Source organism: Emcibacter sp., from assembly GCF_048269205.1.
Lineage (GTDB): Bacteria > Pseudomonadota > Alphaproteobacteria > Sphingomonadales > Emcibacteraceae > Emcibacter.
Map to the genome: position 1 here is coordinate 1,661,448 of NZ_JBLXJC010000001.1, position 23,228 is coordinate 1,684,675.

Genomic DNA, 23,228 nt, shown 5'->3' on the forward strand with positions numbered 1-23,228 from the left:
AATACTCTGACGCCTGGGGGAGGTCAACTGAAAAGCCGCGGGAGAACGGCAGAAAAAAGGCTGCAGCTTTTTCAAGCTGCAGCCAGCCCTTCTACGGAGGATAGCTATTAGTGTGTGGCATAATAACTATCATAGGGTTCAGGTGCTCGGGGCCATATGCACAGCCCGATCATTCACACTCCATGACTCCTAAGCGGACAAAACCCGCTACTCCCTTTTAAAATTTCCTGAAAACCGGAAAAAGCCGGCAAAGATTCTGTCCCGTAAACAGCAGCCTAAAAACGCGCTTCCAGTCCAAAGTACATATAGGGGCCAAGTACATCGTAAAAATTGGGGAAGGTATTGGCCTGCTGCTGTCTGCTGCCCAGCGGGGCCGGCCTATTGTTAAACATGTTGTCCACACCACCGCGCAGCGTTATATTTTCCTCTATCTGATATTTCACACCAAGATCAAAATAATGTTCACCTGGAATAGAAGCCACAGCCAGTTCCTCCGGCAAGGTACCGCTCAGAATGGCCCCTTCCCTGACACCACTAAGATAACGCCATCTGACTGTCAGGCTGAACGGACCGCTTTCCCAGGTGGTCATCTGGGTGAAGCGAAATCTGGGATGGGGATCACCACAATGATCGCCGAAATAGCCGGCACAGTTATATTCCTGCAACCCTCCGGCCGCCAGCAGAGTGAAATCCATGACATAGGAGCCCTGGAAAAATATGTCGATCGTATCATTCTCACTCATCAGACCGCTGCCCAGTTCGACAAAATAGAAAAGCTGGGTATCGATGCCTGATGTGGATGCCTTGCCCAGATTGGTCAACAGGGCCTCTACATAGTCGATACTTCCTGAATCAAAACGATGGATAGCGGAACAATAGGTGGAATATTCTGTCCCGGAGTAGCAAAGGTCGATAATATTGGCCGTTCCGCCCGCAAAAATGTCGATCATGTCGTGAATTTGGATATTGTAATAGTCCATCGTAATCTGAAAATTTCCGAGCTTTGCCGGTTTCAGCACGAAACCTGCAGAAAAAGTATCGGAATATTCCTCTACCAGTTCACGGTTTCCGCCATATATACTGCGGACCTGGTCACTCGTCTGGTAAAAGTCTCCCATCATACCGGCCGGAACACCTGTCGCTTCGCAGAGTTCCTCTATCCCCGTATACCCGTTATTATGCTCCGCTGCACAAGGGTCCCGCGCCGGTTCAAATGTCTCGAAAGTGCCGGAATATAACTCGTTAATGCTCGGCGTTCTGACGGCGCGCTGATATTGTCCCCGGAAATTTATAACTTCGGAGGGTTGCCAGAAAAGCCCCGCCGCATAGGAGGAGGCCCTGCCGGATGTGGTAAAATCGGAAAGGCGAAAAGCGCTGGAAAGCTTAAGTACATCAAGACCGGCCTCATTACGGATGAGCGGAAAATCAATTTCACCAAAAAGGCTTATAACTTCATAGTCACCCACCAGGCTATTCACATGGTTAAATCCCAGTGACTCATCGCTGGCCAGTTGCGCGTCCGCAATACGCTTTAAGTCTTCACGCCGCCAGTCGGCGCCAATAAGATACCTGGCTTCCCCTCCCAGCGGATTACTAAATTCGCCTGCAAAATGAAGGCTGGCGACATGACGCTGATATTCGGTACTGCTCTCCAGATCGGTGCGGATATACTCCGCGGCCCCGGCCGAGATATTTCCGGCACCGAAAATATTCGCCGGCTGACATCCTTCCCTTCGCGCCTGCTCGTCAGCACATATATTACGATCACCCGACTTGATGACATCGAGAGCATAACGAAGCCGCTGAGCTGAAACGTCATTCACCTGGAGCTGGTTGTGACTATAGCTGCTGTAATTGTAATTCACCGACACACCCAGATTGTCAGAAATGTCGACATCCGTACCGAAAACGACATTAAAGGTTTTTCGCATGTTCTCCTGACGCCGGGGACCGATCTCCACAAACCTGCGAGCCAGTGTGGGAATTCGTGCTCTGCCGTCGCTTTCATAGAGCAGGCTGCCTGAGTTACCGGTATCAGGTATTCCTGTCACGGGAACAGGTGTTCCATCCGGATTCCAGAGCGGGCTTGACCCGATGATCTCCCCCGTACTGTCATAAACATATTCAATAGCCTGACGTGCCTGCACAGGACGCCCTGATGAATCAAACAAAAGACTCCCCATACTGTCCCGGGCCTGCATGGGGGCACCGGTCGCATACCAGTCGATCCCCTGCAGCGCCAACCGGCCTTCCGGAGCAAGAAAAGGATGATCAACAGACACTTCGACCCCCTCAAGGTAACCCGGCGTCGGGGCGAGCTCCGTATCAACCCTGTTGTGCACAAAAATGGACCGCAGGTAGATATTCATATTATGGGATATGTCGTAGTTGGCACCAAAGGTTGCCATCCATCTTTTCTGGGGAACCTGAAGATAGTTATCCGGGGCATAGTTATAGGAATCCGTCAGGCTGTTGTATTCGATGCTTTCCCCGTCTGCGTTAAAAGTGGCGAGGCCCGGATAGGGTCCTGATTCCCGCACACCAAATATCAATGTCCCGGGAATTGCCGCGCTACCGGCACGGATCAACCCCGGAACCCCGCCTTCAGCCGGCAACAGTGGAGTTCCGAAACCATATTTCTCATCGACACTTCCCGGAACTATATAATAGTCTGTCAGTGCATTGCTGGAAAAATCCCGCTCTCCCTGCAACAGAGACTCTCGTTCCAGATAGCCGACATGAAAAAAGAAATTCCCGCTGTCCCCGCCTATGGCTTCGCCATAAACCATATCCCAACTGACCTTGTCCGCGTCACCCTGGTGTGAAGTCCGGTAACGACCGTCGAAAAGAAAGCCTTCCAGATCATCCTTGAGAATAAAATTGACCACTCCTGATATAGCGTCGGAACCGTAAACAGCCGAGGTGCCGCCGGTAACGATTTCAACCCGCTCCAGCAGGACGACGGGTATTGCATTCAGGTCCACGATACCATCCGGATCACTTGGAGCATAGCGCCGCCCGTCGACAAGAACCAGGGTCCGTTTCGGGCCAAACCCCCGCAAATCGACAGTAACCGTTCCATTTCCGGGATTATTGGAATGAGCCGTAAGTCCAGGAATAACCTGGGAAAAACGGTTCAGGGCATTTTCCAAATTCACCGTCCCGGTTGTCGAGATCATCTCGGAGTCAACAATTGAGAGAGGGTTTACCGTCGTCAATTCACGACGTGTGAGCTGAGAACCGGTAATCACCAGTTCCTCCAGTATTGGCTCCTGGAATGCCGTATCATCAACAGTCAGAGCGTTTGTCGCACCTAAATCTGCCTGACGGCTCCCGTTCCCGTGCTGAGCCTGGAAACGAAGCCTTTTTGCCTGTTCCTCGTCATACCGTATGATGATAACCCCCTCCCCGTTCCTGTAGGCTTTCAAGGGGGTCTGTTCCAGAAGCTGCAGCAGGGCATCATTTGCATTCAGTTTACCCTCCAGCGGCCGAGAGGGAAAAGTGCTTGCAACGTCATAGGGAAAAATAATCTGCTCACCTGTGATGCGGGCAAACGCCAGCAGGGATTCAGCGAGACTGTCACGTTCCCTGATGGAAAAATCAATCTGCTGGCTTTCAGTGCTCTCCACCTGCTGTTCAGCCTGTGCAGCAGACGCAGCACAATGTGGTCCCGCCGACAGAAACGCCAGCGTTCCCAGTACCCTGCCAGCACCTGTAAGAAACCTACAGCACACAAAATCACCCTTCCAATCTAACTTTATATCCGGGCATACATTGAATCGACATTCGCCCCCGGATCAGGCTTCTATGATAAAGGTGACATAAGGCGTGACCCTTATCACCTTTACCGGAAAGGCGTCCTCAACTGCATTTATAAAAGCATCAAAGTCATCGATATCAAAAGCACCTCCCATTTTCATCTGCTTGATCGACCTGTCGGTTATAATGATTTTCCTGTTTGTGTAGCGGGCCATCTCGCGAACGATTTCCGACAGGGGCTGGCCTCTGAAAACCACTTTGCCCTCTCTCCAGAAAATCAGCCGATCAAGATCAAGAGCACTGGCCTGTCCCACAGTGCCAAAATGATCGTCATAGACATATATTTTCTGTCCGCCCTTTACGTAAAGGGGCTTACTTTCCTCGTCCTCCGAAGTCTTGAGCACCTCCTGAAGATCACTATTTCTATGCAAGGCAACAGTGCCCTCGATAACAATCACCTCGATCTTGTCATCGCGGTCATAAACACTGAAGGAAGTGCCTACAGCCCGGGTCGAACCAAAATCTGTCTCAACCAGAAACGGACGGACTGGGTCTTGTTTGACATCAAAAATGGCTTCACCATTCACCAATACAACTTTCCTGAGGTTGTCGGTATACTCCTCCCTCAGCACCGTGTCTGTGTTCATGAAAACTCTTGAGCCGTCAGCGAGTTCTAACTGCGCCTGCTCACCAACACCCGTCCGGTAAGTTCCTTCAGGCAAATATCGGCTGTAGCCATAATAGGCAACTGAAACAGCAACAAGAACAACAACCGCAGCAGCAACCCGTGCAATACGTCGTCCCGGGAACTGCCTGGTCCCGGTATCAGCATGTTTTCTCTGGCGTGAACCCAAATAGGTCACATTCACTATCCTGGAATCCAAGACTGGATTTACGGTGTCAACGGCAGCCTGACTTTCATCATCGGACAACAGTTCCTCAGGCAGTTCTTCTGCCTCGGCCATCTCATCAATCTCAAGCCAGAAGGCTGCCACTTCGGTATAGACATCCCGATGACGCTCGTCTGCTTCATACCATTCCAGAAACGACTCCCGAAGTTCGTCATTCCCGGGATCTTCCTGCAGGCGCAGATACCACTGTCTTGCCTGGTCTTCCAGACCCTGCTCAATATTCTCGTTTTCCACAATACTCACCGTTTATTTATATTTTAACCGCGTTATTCCTATTACTTTTTTCCTGCCGTCTCTTTTTTCCGTCGGAACGCTTGCAGGATTCTTCTGGTGCAGTTTTATATAATGCTGACAATCGCGCATTCCTTTCAACACGTGCTTTTCAGCCGTACTGACGGAAATCTCCAGTTTTTGGGCTATTTCTTTATAGGAATGTCGCTTGATAACGCGGAGGATAAAAACCTGACGACACCTCGGCGGCAATTTCCAGACCGCATCGCAAAACAGCTTGAACTCCTGCTTGGAGTTTAGCCTCTGGTCGGCAAGAGGCTCGGCACACTTCACCTCCATATGTTCACCGTCCAGGCTGTTTTCAAACCGTACGATCTTACGTCGCCTGAGGGCCTTTATCGCGAGGTTATGGGCAATCCGGTAGAGAAAGGCCTTGGGAGACTTGATATCCTCCTGGTTTTTTGCGTTATGGTACCTCAGGAAAGTTTCCTGAACCAGTTCTTCCGCCTCGTTTTCAGAACGCAAAAAACGGTAGACATAGCCTTTCAGACTTTGACTATGTTCCTTGTAAAGGCCCTCCAGAATCGAATTGCGGCTATCTTTCATAACCGACACCCGTTTCTGAACGGACAATTCCGGCCATCTTTAGACCCGTCCCCGTCACCAGCTTCCTCCGCACGAGCTAAGCATATTGTGGAATTTAGATTTTAGCGCCTCGGAAGGCACCCCACACCATCAATGAGATCAAGGCCCGGATTATTGCGACAGACTGCCGTCATAACCGGCTGAAACCCTTTAAATTCCACGATAAATCGTAAAAACAAAAAAAATAAAAGTCTACTGGCGGGTTTTACTTTCCCAGGGGTCTTTGTTTTTTATGGGCTTGTGTCGCAGATACACGGGTTCAGCAAAATTTTATATCTAAAGGATATATCAGGGAAACAGAATGTTTGGCGAACCGGCTGCAAACCGGGTCTACTCCCGGAACAGTGAATCTTCTGCCGATTATACTTCCCTCGACTCACTCCCCACGAATAAAAAAGGCTGCAGCTTAAAAAGCTGCAGCCAGTTCTCCTACGGAGGATAGCTATTTCTGTGTGGGAAAATAGCTATCTAGGAAATTGATGTGGTAATACCCCGTATGGTGCGTTACACCTGCAAAAACTGTTATTTACTTGGCTGTCGCAAAATAATATTCGGTTTAAACACTGCAATTACGGATATCACAACCTGTTACACAATGCCAGTATATTATAACAAATATAAGTCTCATAGGCCCCGGACAAGCCTTTGTCTCATATTTGTGTTAATTCGTCGTAAACGCCAGTCTCCTCCATGACAACTTGAAAAGGCTCCGCCGTCTCCGGCGGAGCCTTTTCCAAAAATATTTTTCCCGATTCTAGAGCGCCTTGTTAGCTTCCTTGTTCGCATCCACGGTCTGATAAATCTCGGAGCCGCTTTCGCGGAACTTCTTCGACATTTCCAGCATGCCTTCCTGGTTCTTCTGGGCGGCAAAGTCCCGCACTTCCTGGGAAATTTTCATGGAACAGAATTTCGGCCCACACATGGAACAGAAATGCGCCACCTTGTGGGCTTCCTTCGGCAGGGTCGCGTCATGATATTCCCGCGCCTTTTCCGGATCCAGAGCCAGATTGAACTGGTCTTCCCAGCGGAAATCGAAACGGGCGCGTGAGAGGGCATCATCCCTGATCTGTGCACCTGGATGACCCTTGGCAAGGTCTGCCGCATGGGCGGCGATCTTGTAGGTGATGACCCCCACCTTCACATCGTCCCGGTCTGGTAAGCCAAGATGTTCCTTCGGCGTCACATAACAAAGCATGGCACAGCCGAACCAGCCGATCATGGCGGCACCGATGCCGCTGGTGATATGATCGTAGCCCGGCGCAATATCTGTCGTAAGCGGGCCGAGGGTATAGAACGGCGCCTCATGGCACTCTTTCAACTGCTTGTCCATATTGACCTTGATCTTGTGCATGGGCACATGGCCCGGCCCTTCGATCATCACCTGCACGTCATGTTCCCAGGCTACTTTTGTCAATTCACCCAGGGTTTCCAGTTCGCCGAACTGGGCCTCGTCATTGGCGTCGGCAATGGAACCCGGACGCAGGCCGTCCCCAAGGGAGAAGCTCACGTCATAGGCTTTCATAATTTCGCAGATTTCCTCGAAATGGGTATAGAGGAAATTCTCTTTATGATGGGCCAGGCACCATTTCGCCATGATAGAGCCGCCGCGGCTGACGATGCCGGTCACCCGCTTGGCGGTCATCGGCACATAGCGCAGCAGCACACCGGCATGAATGGTGAAATAATCCACCCCCTGTTCGGCCTGTTCGATCAGCGTATCGCGGAACACTTCCCAGGTCAGGTCTTCAGCCACACCGTCAACTTTTTCCAGCGCCTGATAAATCGGCACGGTGCCGATTGGCACCGGTGAGTTACGAATGATCCATTCCCGGGTGTTGTGGATGTTACGGCCAGTGGAGAGATCCATCACCGTATCGGCACCCCAACGGGTCGACCAGACCATCTTTTCCACTTCCTCGGCTACGGAAGAAGCCACAGCGCTGTTGCCGATGTTGGCATTGATCTTGACCAGGAAATTGCGGCCGATGATCATCGGCTCCAGTTCCGGATGGTTGATATTGCAGGGAATAATGGCTCTGCCGCGGGCGATCTCGTCACGGACGAATTCAGGCGTAATCTGGTCAGGAATCTCTGCCCCAAAACTTTCCGCATATTCATCTGGGGTGTAATTTTCCGCAAGTTCCGCCCGGGCCATATTTTCCCGGATGGCAATATATTCCATTTCCGGAGTGATGATACCGCGACGGGCGTAGGCCAGCTGTGTTACCGCCTGGCCGTCCTTGGCGCGCAAAGGATTATGTTTGACAGGAAATTCCTGGGCCAGATATTTGCCACTGGCATTGCCGTTATCTTCCGGCTTGATATCCCGGCCTTCATATTCCTCCACATCACCGCGGGAGATCACCCATTCCTGGCGGGTACGGCTCAGGCCCTTGTAGATATCGATCTCTACCTCGGGGTCGGTATAGGGGCCGGACGTATCATACACCGGCACCGGTTTTTCGTTAGCGGAAGGATGCAGTTCAATTTCCCGCATGGGTACACGGATATTGTCCGCAACCGTGCCTTCCAAATAAACCTTGCGCGACGCCGGCAGCGGCCCGGTGGTGACTTCCATTTTTTCAGGTTTGGTTGCGATATTCATCAGGATCTCCAATTGTCAAAATGTAGAACCCGGACAGCGATGCGATTGGAGGGTATAATGTGAAAATGTCAATGCGACAATTCCTTCCCTCCGCCGGCATCACCCGGATCAGGTTCTAAGGGTCGGTGTGTCTCACCTCTCAGCCTCAAAAGGCCCCCCTAGGAATTCTTGCCCCATTAGATATTGAAAGCGGTGCCGAATTCAAGAAAATATTGAAAATATCCGCAAACAGTCTATCTAGGGCCCATGATCACTGACATCCAAGACCTCAAAAGCCATCTTAAGCCCGGTCAGCGCCTGCTCGGACTGGACCTGGGCAGCAAAACCATCGGCCTTGCCCTTTCTGATGTGTTGCTTGGTATCGCCAGCCCCATGGAAACCATCAAACGCAAAAAATTCACCACAGACTCGGAACGGCTTCTACAGATCATCAAAGAACAGAATGTCGGCGCCCTGGTGCTCGGCCTGCCCATGAATATGGACGGAACAGAGGGACCCCGCTGCCAGTCAACCCGGCAATTTGCCGCCAACATGCTGACGAAAATCGACATCCCGATCATCTTTCAGGATGAACGCATGTCGACCATGGCCGTGACCCGCACACTTCTGGATGCGGACGCCAGCCGCAAGCGACGTAGTGAACTGGTCGATAAAATGGCTGCCGCCTATATTTTACAGGGGGCGCTGGATCTTCTTTCACAGCTTTAAAATCTTCTTGACCCTCTCGAGAAACTCTTCTTGCCTGCCAGATGCAAAGCCCCTATAAAATAGCTCTTCAGTGATAACGAGAACATACAAGGACTGAAGCATGTCTAAGGCCGCCCTCTCCTCAACGGTGACGAGCGAACTTTTCCCGCACAAGCACCTTCTGGGGATAGAAGGACTGAAGGAAAAGGAAATCACCCAAATACTTGATGTGGCGGATCTCTATGCGGAACAGAACCGCCAGACAAACAAGAAAAAAAGCATTCTGCGCGGCCTCACCCAGATCAACCTCTTCTTCGAGGCTTCCACCCGAACCCAGATGTCCTTTGAACTTGCCGGTAAACGGCTGGGCGCGGATGTGATCAACATGTCCATCTCCACCTCTTCTCTCAAAAAGGGGGAAACTCTGCTGGATACGGCTCTGACGCTTAACGCCATGCAGCCGGACCTTCTGGTGGTGCGACACGGCCAGTCCGGCGCCGTGAACCTGCTCAGCCAGAAAGTAGACTGTGCCGTGCTTAATGCCGGGGACGGCCGCCACGAGCACCCGACACAGGCCCTGCTGGACGCCATGACCATTCGTCGGCGCAAAGGGCGCATCGCACGGCTGACGGTCGCCATTTGTGGCGATATCGCCCACAGCCGCGTTGCCCGCTCCAACATTCACCTGCTGACCACCATGGGGGCACGGGTGAGGCTGATCGGACCGCCGACCCTGATCCCTGCCAAGGCGGAGCGCCTGGGAGTGGAAGTCTTTTATGACATGAAGGAAGGGCTGAAGGACTGCGATATTGTCATGATGCTAAGGGTACAAACTGAACGCATGAAAGGCGGATATTTCCCCTCCATCAGCGAGTTTTTCAACTTCTACGGCCTGGACTATGAAAAATTGAGTGTGGCGAAAGAAGACGCCCTGATCATGCATCCGGGCCCTATGAACCGGGGTGTTGAAATTGACGCTGCCGTGGCCGACGATCTTACCCGCAGCGTAATCCAGGAACAGGTGGAAATGGGCGTGGCCGTTCGCATGGCCTGCCTCGACCTTCTGACCCGTAAAAAACGCCTTGTCGAGCAGGAGGACAGCCAATGAGTACTCGTGTTCTTTACGACAATGCCCGGCTTCTCGACCCGGCCAGCAACCTGGATATCAAGGGACAGCTCCTGACCAAAGACAACCTTATTGTCGCCCTTGGCGAAAAAGTGGATCTGAAGGGAACTGACGCAACCGTTATCGATTGCAAGGGACACTGCCTGGCCCCCGGTCTGATCGACATGCGGGTATTTGTGGGTATTCCCGGTGCGGATTATCGCGACACCATCCACAATACCGGTGAGGCCGCCGCCTATGGCGGTGTGACAACTGTTTGCGTGCAGCCGGTCACCAGTCCCATTATCGACGACATGGCTCGTGTGGAATATCTCATGAGCCGGGCCCGGGATGCCGCCGTCAATTTTATCGCCCTGCCCGCGGCTACAAGAAACCTTGGCGGAGAGCAAATGACCGAGATCGGCCTGATGAGCCAGGCCGGCGTGAAAGCCTTCACCGACGGCAATGTGAGCATCGCCGACGCCTCGTTGATGACACGTATCCTGAAATATATGAAACATTTCGACGCCCTCCTGATCCAGCATCTGGCGGATCCTTCACTTTCCTCCGGCGGCTGCATGAATGCGGGTGAACTGGCCACACGGCTGGGCCTGCCCGGCATTCCTACCGAGGCAGAAACCATCATGCTGGAGCGGGACCTGCGTCTTCTGCGCAAAATTGGAACCCGCTATCATGCGGCCCAGATTACCTGCCAGGACAGTATCGAAGTGATGAAAACTGCCAAGGATAACGGCATGAACGTCACTGCCGGTGTGTCCGTGGCTCATCTGGCGCTTAACGAATTCGCCATCGAGGACTATCGTACCTTTGCCAAGGTTTCACCGCCGCTCCGCGCAGAAGAAGACCGTGTCGCCGTGGTCGAGGCCCTCAGGAACGGCATCATTGATGTCATCGTCAGCAGCCACGATCCGGAAGATCCCGAAAGCAAGCGAGTGCCCTTCGAACAGGCGGAAGCCGGCGTGATCGGACTGGAAACCATGCTGCCGGTTACCCTGGAGATGTTCCACAACGGCCAGATGAAACTGCTCGACATTCTGAGAAAAATGACCGTCAACCCGGCCCGTATCCTGGGCCTGGACAGTGGCGTCCTCAAGGAAGGCGCTCCGGCGGACCTGTGCCTGTTTGACCTGGATGTCCCCTGGCGCATTGATCCGGAAAAACTGCCCAGCATCACGAAAAACACACCCTTTGACGGCAAGCCGGTCCAGGGTCGCGTCCTTCGCACCGTGGTCGGCGGCGAAACCGTCTTCGAATATAAGGGATAAAACAAAGGGTGGCTTTATCTGTGGAAATACTGGCCGCGGCACTGGCAGGGGGTTACCTCCTCGGCAGCATTCCTTTCGGCATGGTGCTGACGCGGCTGGCCGGCCAGGGTGATATCCGCAACATCGGTTCCGGCAATATCGGCGCCACAAATGTTTTGCGCACCGGAAATAAGTTTCTCGCCTTTCTTACCCTGATCCTGGACGGCGGCAAAGGGGCCGCGGCGGCCCTGATTGCAGAATATCTGTCCCCGGGTGCCGGCCTTTATGCCGGTGGTGCAGCCTTCATCGGCCACATCTACCCGGTGTGGCTTAAATTCAAAGGCGGCAAGGGTGTGGCCACTTTTCTCGGCACCCTGCTGGCGCTGAGCTGGCCCGTGGGCCTCGCCTGCTGCCTCACCTGGTTTTTCACAGCCCTGATCTTTCGCATCTCCTCGCTCTCCGCATTGGTTGCTGCATTTCTTTCTCCCCTCTACGCATATTATATATCCGGGACTGGACTTGCTACTTTAAGTTGCATATTATGTCTGCTGATCTTCCTCAGACACAAGGATAACATCAAACGCCTGCTCCAGGGCACAGAGCCGAGGATCGGTAAAAAGTCCTGAGCGTAACGCCCGGGACTCTGTGTGACCTCAATAACAACCTCTCTATCAGAACAGGAAAAACTTAATCGGCTGCGCCTGAGCCGGACGGAAAGAGTGGGCCCTGTTACCTTCCGGGACCTGCTCAACATATATGCTGATGCTGAAACAGCGCTTGAGGCCCTTCCCGGTCTGTCCCGCCGCGGTGGACGAAAGAAGCCGCTTGTACCGCCGCCTCGGGAAGCCCTGCAGCAAGAGCTTGATCGCCTTGCCGAACTTGGTGGAGAACTGATTGTCATCGGGGACGAAAAATATCCGAAGCCGCTTGCCGCCATAGACAGTGCGCCGCCCATCCTTATGACGCTTGGCTGGACGGAATTACTTCACAGCAGGTGTTTCGGCATTGTCGGGGCACGAAATGCCTCGGCCGCCGGTATGAAACTCGCAGGTGAATTCGCCCGGGGGTTAGGCGCACAAGATCTGACCATTGTTTCCGGCATGGCCCGGGGCATCGATACTGCCGTTCACCGGGGGGCGCTGGAGACCGGCACAATTGCCGTGTTGGCCGGCGGCATAGACGAACCCTACCCCAGCGAAAACATTCCGCTCTATGAGGAAATTGTCGAAAAAGGGCTTGTCGTCTCTGAAATGCCACTTGGCATACAGCCTCAGGCCCGGCATTTTCCAAGACGCAACCGCATCATCTCGGGTCTCTCCTGCGGTGTCCTGGTGATGGAGGCCACCCTGCGCTCCGGTTCCCTGATCACAGCCCGGCAGGCGGCGGAACAGGGACGCGAGGTTTTTGCCGTCCCCGGTCATCCGCTTGATCCCCGGGCCAGGGGGCCAAACAGCCTGATTCGGGATGGGGCGCAACTGACAGAAAGCATCGATGACGTCTTAGATATCCTGATACAACAAAACCTCCCTCTGCGTTCCAGCCAGAGGGAAATTCACCTTCAGCCGCCCCCACCAGCGGACTTGCCTCATGCTTCATTTGACTCCACAAGGCTTGCAATTCGGGAAAAATTAAGTCATACCGCTGTACCCATAGACGATTTGATCCGATTGTCGGGCGTGGACGCGGCAGACGTACAAACGGTTCTTCTGGAACTGGAACTTGCCGGGGAAATTGTCCGACATCCGGGAAACAGGGTAGCATTTGTTAAGTAAAATATGCTAAACCCCTGCCAAATTACGAAATTATCCGGAGACGGAACAGGGGCAGGAAACAGACCATCCCCCCAACCAGTCCGGAAACATCCAGAACAAAGCTGATCGCATGAAAACTGTAGTTGTAGAATCCCCGGCCAAGGCCAAGACCATCAACAAATATCTGGGCAAAGACTATGAAGTCCTTGCCAGTTTCGGCCATGTGCGAGACCTGCCTTCCAAAGACGGCTCCGTCAAACCTGACGAAGATTTCGCCATGGAATGGGAAGTGGACAGCGACAGCAAAAAGCGTATCAAGGATATCGCCGACGCGACCAAGAAATCGGACGAACTGATCCTCGCCACCGACCCGGACCGCGAGGGAGAAGCCATCAGCTGGCACGTCCTGGAACTGCTTAAAAACAAACGCGGCGTTCTCAAGGACCAGAAAATCAAGCGCGTGGTGTTCAATGAAATCACCAAAAGCGCCATTCTCAAGGCCATGGAACAACCACGCGATATTGACACGCCGCTGGTTGAGGCTTACCTCGCCCGCCGGGCGCTGGACTATCTGGTGGGCTTTACCCTTTCCCCCGTCCTGTGGCGCAAGCTTCCGGGCTCCCGTTCTGCCGGCCGGGTACAGTCCGTGGCCCTGCGCCTGATCTGTGAGCGGGAACTGGAGATCGAAAGCTTCACCGCGGAAGAATACTGGAGCATTCTTGCCACCCTGAAAAGTGAAGAAAACCAGTCCTTTGAAGCGCGTCTCAGCCTGCTGGACGGTGAGAAGGTTCAGAAATTCACCCTGACCAACGAAGCCGACGCCATGGCGGCAAAGGCGAAGGTCGAAGCGGCTAAATTTACTGTCCAATCCGTGGAGAGCAAACCGGCGAAACGCTATCCGGCGCCGCCCTTCACCACCTCCACCCTGCAGCAGGAAGCAGCCCGCAAACTCGGCTTCAATGCCACCCGCACCATGCGCACAGCCCAGAAACTTTATGAGGGCACCAACCTCGGCGGCGAAACCGTGGGCTTGATCACCTATATGCGTACTGACGGCGTGACCCTGGCCCAGGAAGCCATTCAGGGCGCCCGGTCCGTCATCGGCCGGGACTTTGGCGACAAATATCTGCCGAAAAGCCCGCGGATGTATAAATCCAAGGCCAAAAACGCCCAGGAAGCCCACGAAGCGATCCGGCCCACCGACCTGAACCGTCTGCCAAAAGACATGGCCAGATATCTGGATGATGACCAGGCCCGGCTTTACGAGTTGATCTGGAAACGGACCATCGCCTGCCAGATGGCAGAAGCGCAAATGGAGCGCACCACAGTGGATCTTCAGTCCGAAGACAGAAAACAGGGCCTGCGCGCCACCGGTACCGTTCAGATTTTTGACGGCTTCCTGACCCTCTATCAGGAAGGCAAGGACGACGAGGACGATGAAGAGAACGGCAAACGTCTGCCCAAACTGGCAAACGGAGAGTCCGTAAATCAGGATAAAGTGGAAGCCAACCAGCATTTCACCGAGCCGCCACCCCGCTATTCCGAAGCCAGCCTGGTAAAGAAAATGGAAGAACTGGGCATCGGCCGGCCGTCCACCTATGCCTCCGTCCTGCAGGTGCTCCGCGACCGCACCTATGTGGTCATGGACAAGAACCGCTTTATCCCGGAGGACAAGGGACGGGTTGTGATTGCCTTCCTCGAGAATTTCTTCGGCAAATATGTGCAATATGACTTTACCGCCGACATGGAGGAACTGCTCGACAAGATTTCCGCCGGTGACATTGCCTGGAAAAAAGTTCTGGCTGACTTCTGGCTGGAGTTCAGCAAGGCCGTCGAAGGCACCAAGGATCTTCGTGTTTCCGAGGTTCTGGAAACCCTGAATAATGTTCTTGCGCCCTATATCTTCCCGGAGCGGGAAGACGGATCAGATCCGCGCAGCTGTCCCAAATGTAAGGAAGGCCAGCTCAGCCTGAAAACCGGCAAGTTCGGCGCCTTCATCGGGTGTTCCAACTATCCGGAATGTAACTACACCCGCCATATGAAAACCGGTAGCGGTGAAGATGGTGACGGGGCGGCCGATGACGGTCCGAAAGTCCTGGGCGTTGATCCGGAAAGCGGCATGGAAGTGACTGTGCGCACCGGTCGATTCGGTCCCTATATCCAGCTTGGCGAGCCGGTGGACAAGAAAGAAAAGCCAAAACGCGCCACTATTCCGAAAGGCATGTCTGCGGACTCGGTTGACCTGGAACGCGCCCTGCAGCTACTGTCCCTGCCCCGTGAAGTTGGCAAGCACCCTGAAGACCAGGAACCGATTATTACAGCGATCGGACGCTATGGACCCTATGTAGCCCATAACCGTGTGTTTGTAAGCCTGAAGGACCCGGAAGAGGTCTTTACGCTGGGCATCAACCGGGCTGTTGAACTGATCGCCGAAGGTGCGAAGAAAAAGAAAGCGCCGGAAGCGCTGAAAGAACTGGGTCCCCATCCCGAGGACAAGGAACCGGTATTGGTCATGGACGGCCGATATGGCCCCTATGTGAAGCATAAACGTATAAATGCCACAATTCCGAAGGATAAAGACCCTCAATCGATAACAATGGAAGAAGCCGTTGAGCTTCTGAAGGCGCGCGCCGCCAAAGGCAAAAAGAAAAGCACGCGCAAGAAAAAAAGCGCCTGATTAGGCGCAGGAAAAAATGACAGATAAAAAACATATCCCCTTCCCCTCCCGGGAAGAGGTGCTCGAGTTCCTCAGGAACAATCCGGACAGACAGACAAAACGTGAAGTCGCCCGGGCCTTTCACATACGCGGCGAAGACCGCATCCTCCTGAAAGCCATGCTTCTGGAACTGAAAGAAGAAGGCCTTCTGAAAAAAGGTCACAAAAAGACTATCCACCCCGACGACGGCCTGCCCGCGGTCTCAGTGATTGAAATCACCGGACTGGACAAAATGGGCGATCTTCTGGCCCAGCCCACAAACTGGGAAGAAGAAGGCCCGCCGCCGCAAATCATCCTGTTTTCCCATGAAACAAAAGGGAAAGCAGGTGTCGGCGACCGGGTTCTGGCCCGGCTCAGCCGCAACCGGGATAATAAATCCGGTTACGTCGCCCGGATCATCCGCAAGCTGGAATCAAGCGGCGGTCTGGTCATGGGCTTTTTCCGGCAACAGGACGACAATGTCGCCCTCGTTTATCCCACGGACAAGAAAAACCGCGATATCTATGTGATCGGTCGCAAGGACTGGCAGGGCGCCAAGGACGGCGAACTTGTCCTTGTGGAGGCCCGCAAGGCCCGGCGCAGCGCACGCGGCGAACCGAAACCGGCACGGGTGCGTGAATGCCTCGGCGCCATGGACGAGCCCCGTTCCATCAGCCTGATTGCCGTGCATGCCCATGGCATCCCCATTGATTTCAGTGACGAAGCCATCAAGGAAGCAGAGAAATCCGAAACCCCGGCGATGGATGACAAGCGGGTGGACCTCAGGGATATTCCCCTGATTACCATCGATCCGGCCGATGCCCGGGACCATGACGATGCCATTTGGGCGGAACCGGACACAGACCCGAACAACGAAGGCGGCTGGCACGTGATTGTCGCCATTGCCGATGTGGCCCGTTATGTGCGGCCCGGCTCGGCGCTGGACAAGGAAGGCCGCGAGAGGGGCAATAGTGTCTATTTCCCCGACCGGGTGGTGCCCATGCTGCCGGAACGGCTCTCCAACGGGCTCTGCTCCCTCAATGAAAATGAGGACCGCTATTGCATGGCCGTACACATGTGGTTCGCGAAAAACGGCAAGAAACTGCGCCATAAATTCGTGCGCGGTCTGATGCGCTGTGCGGCAGGCCTCTCTTACGAGGAATATCAGGCCGCTGTGGACGGCAAACCCGGCTCCGCTGCCAAACCGCTCATGGACACGGTTGTCAAGCCACTCTGGGGCGCCTATGAGTGCCTGATGAAGGGCCGCCGGCACCGGGAGCCGCTGGAACTGGAAATGCCCGAGCGCAAGATCACCATCGGCGAAGACGGCCATATCGAAAGCATCGTGCCCCGCATGGTGCTGCCGGCGCACAAGCTGGTGGAAGAATTCATGATCCAGGCCAATGTGTCCGCCGCCCAGCAGCTGCAGCACAAGGACTGGCCCTGCATGTACCGGGTGCATGAGCCACCGACCCCCGAAAAGCTGGAAGCCCTGGGTGAATTCCTCCAGAGCCTTGATTACAGCTTTGCCAAGGGACAGGTGATGAAACCGAAGGTGTTTAACAACATCCTGCGCAAGGTGGCGGATACGCCGCAGGAGGAAGTGGTCAACACGGTCGTCCTGCGCAGCCAGTCACAGGCCATATATTCACCGGACAATGCAGGCCATTTCGGCCTTTCCCTGCCACAGTACGCCCATTTCACCTCCCCCATCCGGCGTTATTCGGATGTGATGGTGCACCGGGCCCTGGTCAGCGCCCTGAAGCTGGGTGATGACGGCCTGAGCAAGGAGGACCGGGAGAAGTTTGCAGAAACCGCCCAGCATATTTCCGATATGGAACGGCGCGCCATGCTGGCCGAAAGAGAATCCACCGACCGTTATGTGGCCGCCTATATGAAGGATCATGTGGGTGATGTTTTTGACGGCACCATCTCCGGTGTCAGCCGGGCGGGCCTGTTCGTCACCCTCAAGGAAAGCGGCGGCGACGGCCTGGTGCCGGTTTCCTCCCTCGTCGGCGACTATTTCCGCCATGATGCGGACCTGCATATGCTGGAGGGGGAATATACCAACATCGTCTATCAGCTCGGCGACAAGGTGACGGTCCGGTTGCGTGAAGCGAATCCGGTGACCGGCGGCCTGATGCTGGAACTGATTGACGAGGAACTGCTGAAAGCCGGGCGGCCGGCTGCAAAATCAAAGGGACGGCGCGCTGCCACAAAGCGGGGCGGAACACCGCGAAAAGGTGGAAAACAGCCGGAAAGAAGTCGCAGGCGTCGTTAACGCGGACGGGAGGAGCTTCGAAGCGGATTTTTTTAGGTAAATCCCTGATCTCCTCTTGACTTCGCCCGCAATCACTGTATTTTCCGCTCAATCAATTTCTTAGATTAAGGATCGGGACCAGAAAAATGGCAAAACCCGCTAGTGTAAAAATCAAACTCGTCAGCTCTGCTGGCACTGGCTACTACTATGTAACCAAAAAGAATCCGCGCAACATCACGGAAAAAATGGTCATGCGCAAATATGACCCCGTTGTGCGCAAGCATGTGGAATTCAAGGAACATAAAATCAAATAAGATTTTCTGGTTTCTGCCAAAGTTTGTCGAACCGGCCGGTGAGTTTCTCCCGGCCGGTTTTCGTTTCACTCTCCCCCGCGCCCCATATCCCGCATCTTCTCGATCCATCCCTTGCGCTTTTCGTCGCTGACCGCCTCAACCATGCCGAACAAGGTATCGCGTACCGGGTTGATGCCGCAGAATTTCAGAATATTGCGTTTCAGGTTCTTCAGGCTGTGGGCCATGAAAAACCAGCGGTAGGCAAAGGCCGGCATGCCCATGGTCACAATGATGCGGGCGGATTTGTCATGCAAAAGCTTGCCGGGAAAGCCGCCTTCCTTTGCCTCATAGGCGAAACCGGGTCTCAGCACCTGTTCCAGAAACCCCTTGAGGAGCGCCGGCATGCCGCCCATCCACAGGGGAAAAATAATGACGATATGGTCGGCCCACTCGATGTCCTTCTGGGCATTGTGAATGGAGGGACAGGGTTCACCGTGATAATAATCCTGCAGAGATTGCAGGATCGGAAAGTCAAACCGGGCCACCTCGATATCCCGCACCTCGTGCCCGCCTTCCCGGGCCCCGTCCCAATAGGCCTTGGCCAGGGCATGACACAGACGCGCCTCGTCCGGATCCGGGTGACCATCAATGATCAGGATTTTTTTCGGCATGGCTGTTCCCATTTGTCATTCCTGCCTCTACATTCGTCATTCGCGCGCCAAAGTGATTGAAGGCGGGAATCCAGTCCAATAATAAACCAGATTGTCTGGGGAAGCCATGTCTGGATCCCGGTTTTCACCGGGATGACGGAAGGGAGATAAATCAGGCCAGAAGTCTGGTCAAAAGATCCCAGGCAAACCAGAGATAAACAACAGAATAAAGGACACCCAGCAGCGCGCTCAGCACCACCACCAATCCGTCCTTCTGCATCATACCGAAAGCCATGAACAACAAGGCCACCGAAGGAATGAAATTGCTGAACGGGACCGGCAACATGATGACCAGGGACTGGAATACCACCACCAGTCCCATGATGCGAATGGCAATCTGAGTATTCAAAATCACCCACCGGGGCCGGATCCGGTACTCGAAATATTCCAGCCGCGGCAGAATCACGGTCATAGCTTTTCTCAATGTGGCCCGGCGGATGCTGAAACGGCCAATCAAGGCCGGCAACCGGGGATGCTCCACTCCCATCACCATCTGCACCGAAAAGAGGACCATGAAAGCGCCACTAATCAGCGACAGGCCGGGAATGAAATTGGGCAAAGTCAGCACCACAATAAAGGCACCATAGGCACGGGTGCCTAGCTGGTCTGAAATCTGCCTCAGCGAAAGCACCTCCCCCTGCAGGCTATCCATCAGGTCATTAAGAACAGCCGAAAGCCGACGCGGCGGCAGAAGCTTACTGCTCATTCTTTTTTCTTTTCCTTTTCGCCAGTAAATTAAGGCTTTCAACCATCAGCGAGAACAACATGCCGAAGTAAATATAGCCTTTGGGTACGTGGAAGCCGAGCCCTTCGGCCACCAGGAACACGCCGATCATCATGATGAAGGAAAAGGCCAGCATCTTGAGCGTCGGGAAACGCAGGATAAAATCCGATATTACCCGGGAAGAGAGCAGCATGGCCAGCATGGCGATCACCATGGCCACTACGATGACCCAGATATTGCTGGTCAGGCCCACAGCAGTCAGCACGGAATCAAAGGAAAAGATAAAATCAATCACCACAATCTGCAGCACCGTGATCAGAAACCCGCCGCTGTAGGCGGAATAATTTTCCTCGCGCTCACCGGTAACTTCGTCATGGATGCTGGTGGTCCCCTTGGCCAGCAGGAACAGTCCCCCGCCCAACATCAGCAGGCTCCGGCCGGAAAAATCAAGCCCGAACAGGGTAACCATTGGTTCACTGAGCCCGATCAACCAGACGATACCGAACAACAAGCCGATACGCATCAGCAAGGCCAACAGAAGCCCGGCCTGTCGGGCCCGCTGTCTTTGCTGTTCCGGCAGGTGATTGACCAGCAGGGCAATGAAAACCACATTGTCTATGCCGAGGATGATCTCAAGCGCGGTCAGGGACAGAAGACTGGCCCAGATATGATAATCAAACATCCAATCCATTTGATAATTCCAAAGCAAATATAACTTCGATAGACGCAATTGCAGCTTGATGTAAATCGCTCTTTTGTACAAGCCGTCAATAGCTTATGATTGAAAAAAGTTCCATGAACAGGAGCAGGCCATGGTTGAGACCCGGACGGAAACAGACAGCATTGGCCCCATTGAGGTCCCGGCAGACCGCTATTGGGGCGCCCAGACCCAGCGCTCGCTGGAAAACTTCAGGATTGGCGGAGAGAAAATGCCCGCGCCTCTGATCCGGGCCCTGGGGCTGCAGAAAAAATGTGCGGCCCTGGCCAATATAGAGCTCGGGCTGCTGGATAAGGACAAGTGCGAGGCCATCGTCAGGGCCGCCGGAGAAATCATCGCCGGCGATCTGCTGGAGGAATTTCCGCTGGTGGTCTGGCAGACCGGGTCCGGCACCCAGAGCCATATGAACGCCAACGAGGTCATTGCCGGACGCGCCAACGAGATTATGACCGGCACACGCGGCGGCAAGGAGCCGGTCCACCCCAATGACGACGTCAATAAAGGCCAGAGTTCCAACGACAGCTTCCCCACGGCCATGTCCGTGGCGGCAGCTGTGGAAATTCAGGAAAGCCTGGTCCCGGCCCTGGCCCGCTTCCATCAGGGCCTGATGGCCAAATCGGAGGAGTTCAGGGACATCGTCAAGATCGGCCGCACCCATACCCAGGACGCCACGCCTGTGACCCTGGGGCAGGAATTCTCCGGATACGCCCGGCAGATGAAACTGGGCCTGGAACGATTGCGCGAGGCCCTGCCCCGGCTGTCGGAGCTCGCCCAGGGCGCCACAGCCGTCGGCACCGGCCTTAACGCCCATCCCGACTTTGCCGGGCTTTTTGTCGAACATATGAACCGGGAAACCGGGCTTGCCTTCACCAGCGCAGAAAATAAATTCGAGGCCATTGCCGCTCATGACGCCATGGTGGAAGTCTCCGGCGTATTGAATGTAATCGCCACCGGTTGCATGAAAATCGCCAATGACATCCGGTTCCTGGGCAGTGGACCACGATCAGGCCTCGGTGAACTGATCCTGCCCGCCAACGAACCCGGCTCCTCCATCATGCCGGGCAAGGTCAATCCCACCCAGTGCGAGGCCCTGACCCAGGTGGCGGCCCAGGTCATGGGCAATCATGTTACTGTGACCGTAGCCGGCTCAAATGGCCATTTCGAACTCAATGCTTTCAAGCCGGTGATCATCTATAATGTCCTGCAGTCCGTCCGTCTGTTGTCCGATGCCTGCCGGAGTTTTACCGACAACTGCCTGATCGGCATTGAGGCCAACCGGGAGCGGATCACCGAGCTTCTGGAACAGTCACTGATGCTGGTCACTGCGCTTAATCCCCATATCGGTTACGACAACGCGGCAAAAATTGCCAAAAAGGCCCATGCAGAGAATATCACCCTGAAGGACGCCGCACAGGATCTGGGGCTGGTGACAGCGGAGGAGTTTGACAAATGGGTGGAACCGTCAGGGATGGTCTAGGGGACTAATCCCTCTATTCCTCTATGATGCAGACCTTGTTGCGGCCGGAATTTTTGGCCTGGTAAAGGGCCTCATCGGCAGCCACCAGAAGCTTCGTGCTTGACTGGCGGATTTCCCCGGTCCGGGCGATTCCGATACTGACGGTCACACTAATGGGCTTCTCGGAAGCAGTGATCTCGAACGGCACCTCGGCCACGCTACGACGCAGACGTTCCGCCACGAAATAAGCGAATTCCAGATCGGTCTCGGACATCACCACGACGAACTCCTCACCGCCGAAGCGGGCCGCAAGATCAATGCCGCGGATATTATTGCTGATCCTTTTGGCAAATTCATGCAGCACTTCGTCGCCGGAGGCATGGCCGTAGGTGTCGTTGACTTCCTTGAAATGATCCAGGTCCATCATCAGCAGGGATACATTGGAGCGCTTGTCGTTGTCCGGCGACATCAGATTATCAAGGTGGGATGACAGGAAATGACGGTTATAAAGCCCGGTAACCGCATCGGTCATGGCCATTTCCATACTTTTCTTCATATTGCGGCGCAAACGGGCGGCATAGCGCTTCTGACGCAACTGGGATTTGGTACGGGCCACCAGTTCATTGCTGTCAATGGGACGGGTGATATAATCGGTCACACCGATATCCATAGCCCTGACCATCTGCTTGTCGTCTCCTTCATCCACCAGCACCAGGATCGGCGTATGGCGGGTTTTCTCCATGGACCGGAGCTGGGAGCAGAGCCTCAACCCCTCCACATTCTTCAGGCTGAGGCTGATGATAAAGAGATCGTATTTTTCCAGACCGGGCGTGGAAATCTCGCCGCTCTCCACATCGTCCACATCCATCTGTACCAGATCGCCGAGATAGCGGCTGATCCGGTCGGCCACCCGGCCGTAATCCTCAATCAGGAGAGCGCGGGCATTGGCAATGCTGACTGGGCCGGTTTCATTAGACAAATTAACACCGAAGGTCTCACCGGTTGATTCACGCATGCGCAATTCATCCATGAGCATCTTCAGCCGCACCAGGGAACGCACCCGGGCAAACAGCGGTGTATCCTGCACCGGCTTGGTCAGAAAATCGTCGGCGCCGGCCTCGAGTCCGGCCACCCGGTCCCTCGGCTGATCAAGGGCGGTGACCATGACTACAGGAATATGAGCTGACTTGGGATTCTCACGAATACGGCGACAGACCTCGAAACCGTCCATCCCCGGCATCATCACATCCAGCAACACGATATCGGGCTGTTCCCTGGCAATGACCTCCAGAGCCTCTTCACCGTTCATTGCCGTCAGAACGTCAAAATATTCACTGGATAATTTTGCTTCCAGCAATTTCACATTCTGAATAACGTCATCGACAACAAGTACTCGAGCGGTCATCCGGGGGA

The 23,228-nt window shown here is 54.3% G+C and carries 17 protein-coding genes and 1 riboswitch; of the genes, 9 read left to right on the plus strand and 8 right to left on the minus strand.

Translation table 11 applies throughout. The features are described from left to right. Positions 1–275: 275 nt before the first annotated feature. From ACN0YD_RS07760 to thiC, 4 genes are all read right to left on the minus strand, one after another. Positions 276–3,734: a TonB-dependent receptor domain-containing protein gene (locus tag ACN0YD_RS07760; RefSeq protein WP_417318448.1), complete on the minus strand. Its 3,459-nt coding sequence runs from the start codon at positions 3,732–3,734 to the stop codon at positions 276–278. Between the two features lie 63 nt (positions 3,735–3,797). Further along, positions 3,798–4,904: a FecR family protein gene (locus ACN0YD_RS07765; protein WP_417318449.1), complete on the minus strand. Its 1,107-nt coding sequence runs from the start codon at positions 4,902–4,904 to the stop codon at positions 3,798–3,800. Between the two features lie 12 nt (positions 4,905–4,916). Continuing rightward, positions 4,917–5,507, minus strand: a complete 591-nt coding sequence (locus tag ACN0YD_RS07770) for an RNA polymerase sigma factor (RefSeq protein WP_417318451.1) — start codon at positions 5,505–5,507, stop codon at positions 4,917–4,919. Positions 5,508–6,300: 793 nt separating this feature from the next. Beyond that, the gene (gene thiC / locus ACN0YD_RS07775; protein WP_417318453.1) at positions 6,301–8,151 is read right to left on the minus strand and encodes a phosphomethylpyrimidine synthase ThiC; all 1,851 of its coding nucleotides are present in this window, start codon (positions 8,149–8,151) and stop codon (positions 6,301–6,303) included. A gap of 68 nt (positions 8,152–8,219) precedes the next feature. Next, positions 8,220–8,321: riboswitch (TPP riboswitch) on the minus strand. A 76-nt stretch (positions 8,322–8,397) separates the two neighbouring features. On the opposite strand from thiC, the gene ruvX reads away from it, so the two are divergent. The 8 genes from ruvX (at position 8,398) to rpmG (ending at position 18,228) form a co-directional block, all read left to right on the plus strand. Continuing rightward, positions 8,398–8,859: a Holliday junction resolvase RuvX gene (gene ruvX, locus ACN0YD_RS07780; RefSeq protein ID WP_417318455.1), complete on the plus strand. Its 462-nt coding sequence runs from the start codon at positions 8,398–8,400 to the stop codon at positions 8,857–8,859. Between the two features lie 100 nt (positions 8,860–8,959). Further along, a complete protein-coding gene (locus ACN0YD_RS07785; protein WP_417318456.1) occupies positions 8,960–9,946 on the plus strand; it encodes an aspartate carbamoyltransferase catalytic subunit in 987 nt (328 codons plus the stop codon). Beyond that, positions 9,943–11,229 carry a dihydroorotase gene (gene pyrC, locus ACN0YD_RS07790; RefSeq protein WP_417318458.1) on the plus strand — a complete coding sequence of 429 codons (1,287 nt, stop codon included), beginning with the start codon at positions 9,943–9,945 and terminating at the stop codon, positions 11,227–11,229. The genes ACN0YD_RS07785 and pyrC overlap by 4 nt, the downstream gene beginning before the upstream one ends. Positions 11,230–11,309: 80 nt before the next feature. Then, a complete protein-coding gene (gene plsY / locus ACN0YD_RS07795; RefSeq protein WP_417318879.1) occupies positions 11,310–11,834 on the plus strand; it encodes a glycerol-3-phosphate 1-O-acyltransferase PlsY in 525 nt (174 codons plus the stop codon). Between the two features lie 21 nt (positions 11,835–11,855). Further along, complete coding sequence (dprA, locus tag ACN0YD_RS07800) at positions 11,856–12,980, plus strand: DNA-processing protein DprA (protein ID WP_417318460.1); 1,125 nt, start codon at positions 11,856–11,858, stop codon at positions 12,978–12,980. 109 nt (positions 12,981–13,089) lie between these two features. Continuing rightward, the gene (topA, locus tag ACN0YD_RS07805) at positions 13,090–15,636 is read left to right on the plus strand and encodes a type I DNA topoisomerase (RefSeq protein WP_417318462.1); all 2,547 of its coding nucleotides are present in this window, start codon (positions 13,090–13,092) and stop codon (positions 15,634–15,636) included. Positions 15,637–15,652: 16 nt separating this feature from the next. Beyond that, positions 15,653–17,935, plus strand: a complete 2,283-nt coding sequence (gene rnr / locus ACN0YD_RS07810) for a ribonuclease R (RefSeq protein ID WP_417318464.1) — start codon at positions 15,653–15,655, stop codon at positions 17,933–17,935. A gap of 125 nt (positions 17,936–18,060) precedes the next feature. Continuing rightward, the gene (gene rpmG, locus ACN0YD_RS07815; RefSeq protein ID WP_417318466.1) at positions 18,061–18,228 is read left to right on the plus strand and encodes a 50S ribosomal protein L33; all 168 of its coding nucleotides are present in this window, start codon (positions 18,061–18,063) and stop codon (positions 18,226–18,228) included. A 65-nt stretch (positions 18,229–18,293) separates the two neighbouring features. Here rpmG and ACN0YD_RS07820 read toward each other — a convergent pair whose 3' ends face one another. The 3 genes from ACN0YD_RS07820 to ACN0YD_RS07830 all read right to left on the minus strand — a co-directional run bounded on the left by ACN0YD_RS07820 (position 18,294) and on the right by ACN0YD_RS07830 (position 20,332). Continuing rightward, positions 18,294–18,890 carry an NAD(P)H-dependent oxidoreductase gene (locus tag ACN0YD_RS07820; protein WP_417318467.1) on the minus strand — a complete coding sequence of 199 codons (597 nt, stop codon included), beginning with the start codon at positions 18,888–18,890 and terminating at the stop codon, positions 18,294–18,296. A gap of 139 nt (positions 18,891–19,029) precedes the next feature. Next, the gene (locus ACN0YD_RS07825; protein WP_417318469.1) at positions 19,030–19,623 is read right to left on the minus strand and encodes an exopolysaccharide biosynthesis protein; all 594 of its coding nucleotides are present in this window, start codon (positions 19,621–19,623) and stop codon (positions 19,030–19,032) included. Continuing rightward, on the minus strand, positions 19,613–20,332 hold the full coding sequence (locus ACN0YD_RS07830; protein ID WP_417318470.1) for a TerC family protein: 720 nt from the start codon (positions 20,330–20,332) through the stop codon (positions 19,613–19,615). The genes ACN0YD_RS07825 and ACN0YD_RS07830 overlap by 11 nt, the downstream gene beginning before the upstream one ends. A gap of 121 nt (positions 20,333–20,453) precedes the next feature. Between ACN0YD_RS07830 and fumC the strand changes: the two genes are divergently transcribed. Continuing rightward, positions 20,454–21,836, plus strand: coding sequence for a class II fumarate hydratase (fumC, locus tag ACN0YD_RS07835; RefSeq protein ID WP_417318471.1), 1,383 nt, complete (start codon positions 20,454–20,456; stop codon positions 21,834–21,836). A 13-nt stretch (positions 21,837–21,849) separates the two neighbouring features. On the opposite strand, the gene ACN0YD_RS07840 is transcribed toward fumC, so the two are convergent. Beyond that, positions 21,850–23,220, minus strand: coding sequence for a PleD family two-component system response regulator (locus tag ACN0YD_RS07840; RefSeq protein ID WP_417318473.1), 1,371 nt, complete (start codon positions 23,218–23,220; stop codon positions 21,850–21,852). Positions 23,221–23,228: the final 8 nt, after the last annotated feature.

Bases quoted from the DNA above. Each gene is read 5' to 3' on its own strand.
- ACN0YD_RS07770 (WP_417318451.1), bottom strand. From the start codon at position 5,507: ATGAAAGATAGCCGCAATTCGATTCTGGAGGGCCTTTACAAGGAACAT.
- thiC (WP_417318453.1), bottom strand. From the start codon at position 8,151: ATGAATATCGCAACCAAACCTGAAAAAATGGAAGTCACCACCGGGCCG.
- ruvX (WP_417318455.1), top strand. From the start codon at position 8,398: ATGATCACTGACATCCAAGACCTCAAAAGCCATCTTAAGCCCGGTCAG.
- ACN0YD_RS07785 (WP_417318456.1), top strand. From the start codon at position 8,960: ATGTCTAAGGCCGCCCTCTCCTCAACGGTGACGAGCGAACTTTTCCCG.
- pyrC (WP_417318458.1), top strand. From the start codon at position 9,943: ATGAGTACTCGTGTTCTTTACGACAATGCCCGGCTTCTCGACCCGGCC.
- plsY (WP_417318879.1), top strand. From the start codon at position 11,310: ATGGTGCTGACGCGGCTGGCCGGCCAGGGTGATATCCGCAACATCGGT.
- topA (WP_417318462.1), top strand. From the start codon at position 13,090: ATGAAAACTGTAGTTGTAGAATCCCCGGCCAAGGCCAAGACCATCAAC.
- rnr (WP_417318464.1), top strand. From the start codon at position 15,653: ATGACAGATAAAAAACATATCCCCTTCCCCTCCCGGGAAGAGGTGCTC.
- rpmG (WP_417318466.1), top strand. From the start codon at position 18,061: ATGGCAAAACCCGCTAGTGTAAAAATCAAACTCGTCAGCTCTGCTGGC.
- ACN0YD_RS07820 (WP_417318467.1), bottom strand. From the start codon at position 18,890: ATGGGAACAGCCATGCCGAAAAAAATCCTGATCATTGATGGTCACCCG.
- ACN0YD_RS07825 (WP_417318469.1), bottom strand. From the start codon at position 19,623: ATGAGCAGTAAGCTTCTGCCGCCGCGTCGGCTTTCGGCTGTTCTTAAT.
- ACN0YD_RS07830 (WP_417318470.1), bottom strand. From the start codon at position 20,332: ATGGATTGGATGTTTGATTATCATATCTGGGCCAGTCTTCTGTCCCTG.
- fumC (WP_417318471.1), top strand. From the start codon at position 20,454: ATGGTTGAGACCCGGACGGAAACAGACAGCATTGGCCCCATTGAGGTC.
- ACN0YD_RS07840 (WP_417318473.1), bottom strand. From the start codon at position 23,220: ATGACCGCTCGAGTACTTGTTGTCGATGACGTTATTCAGAATGTGAAA.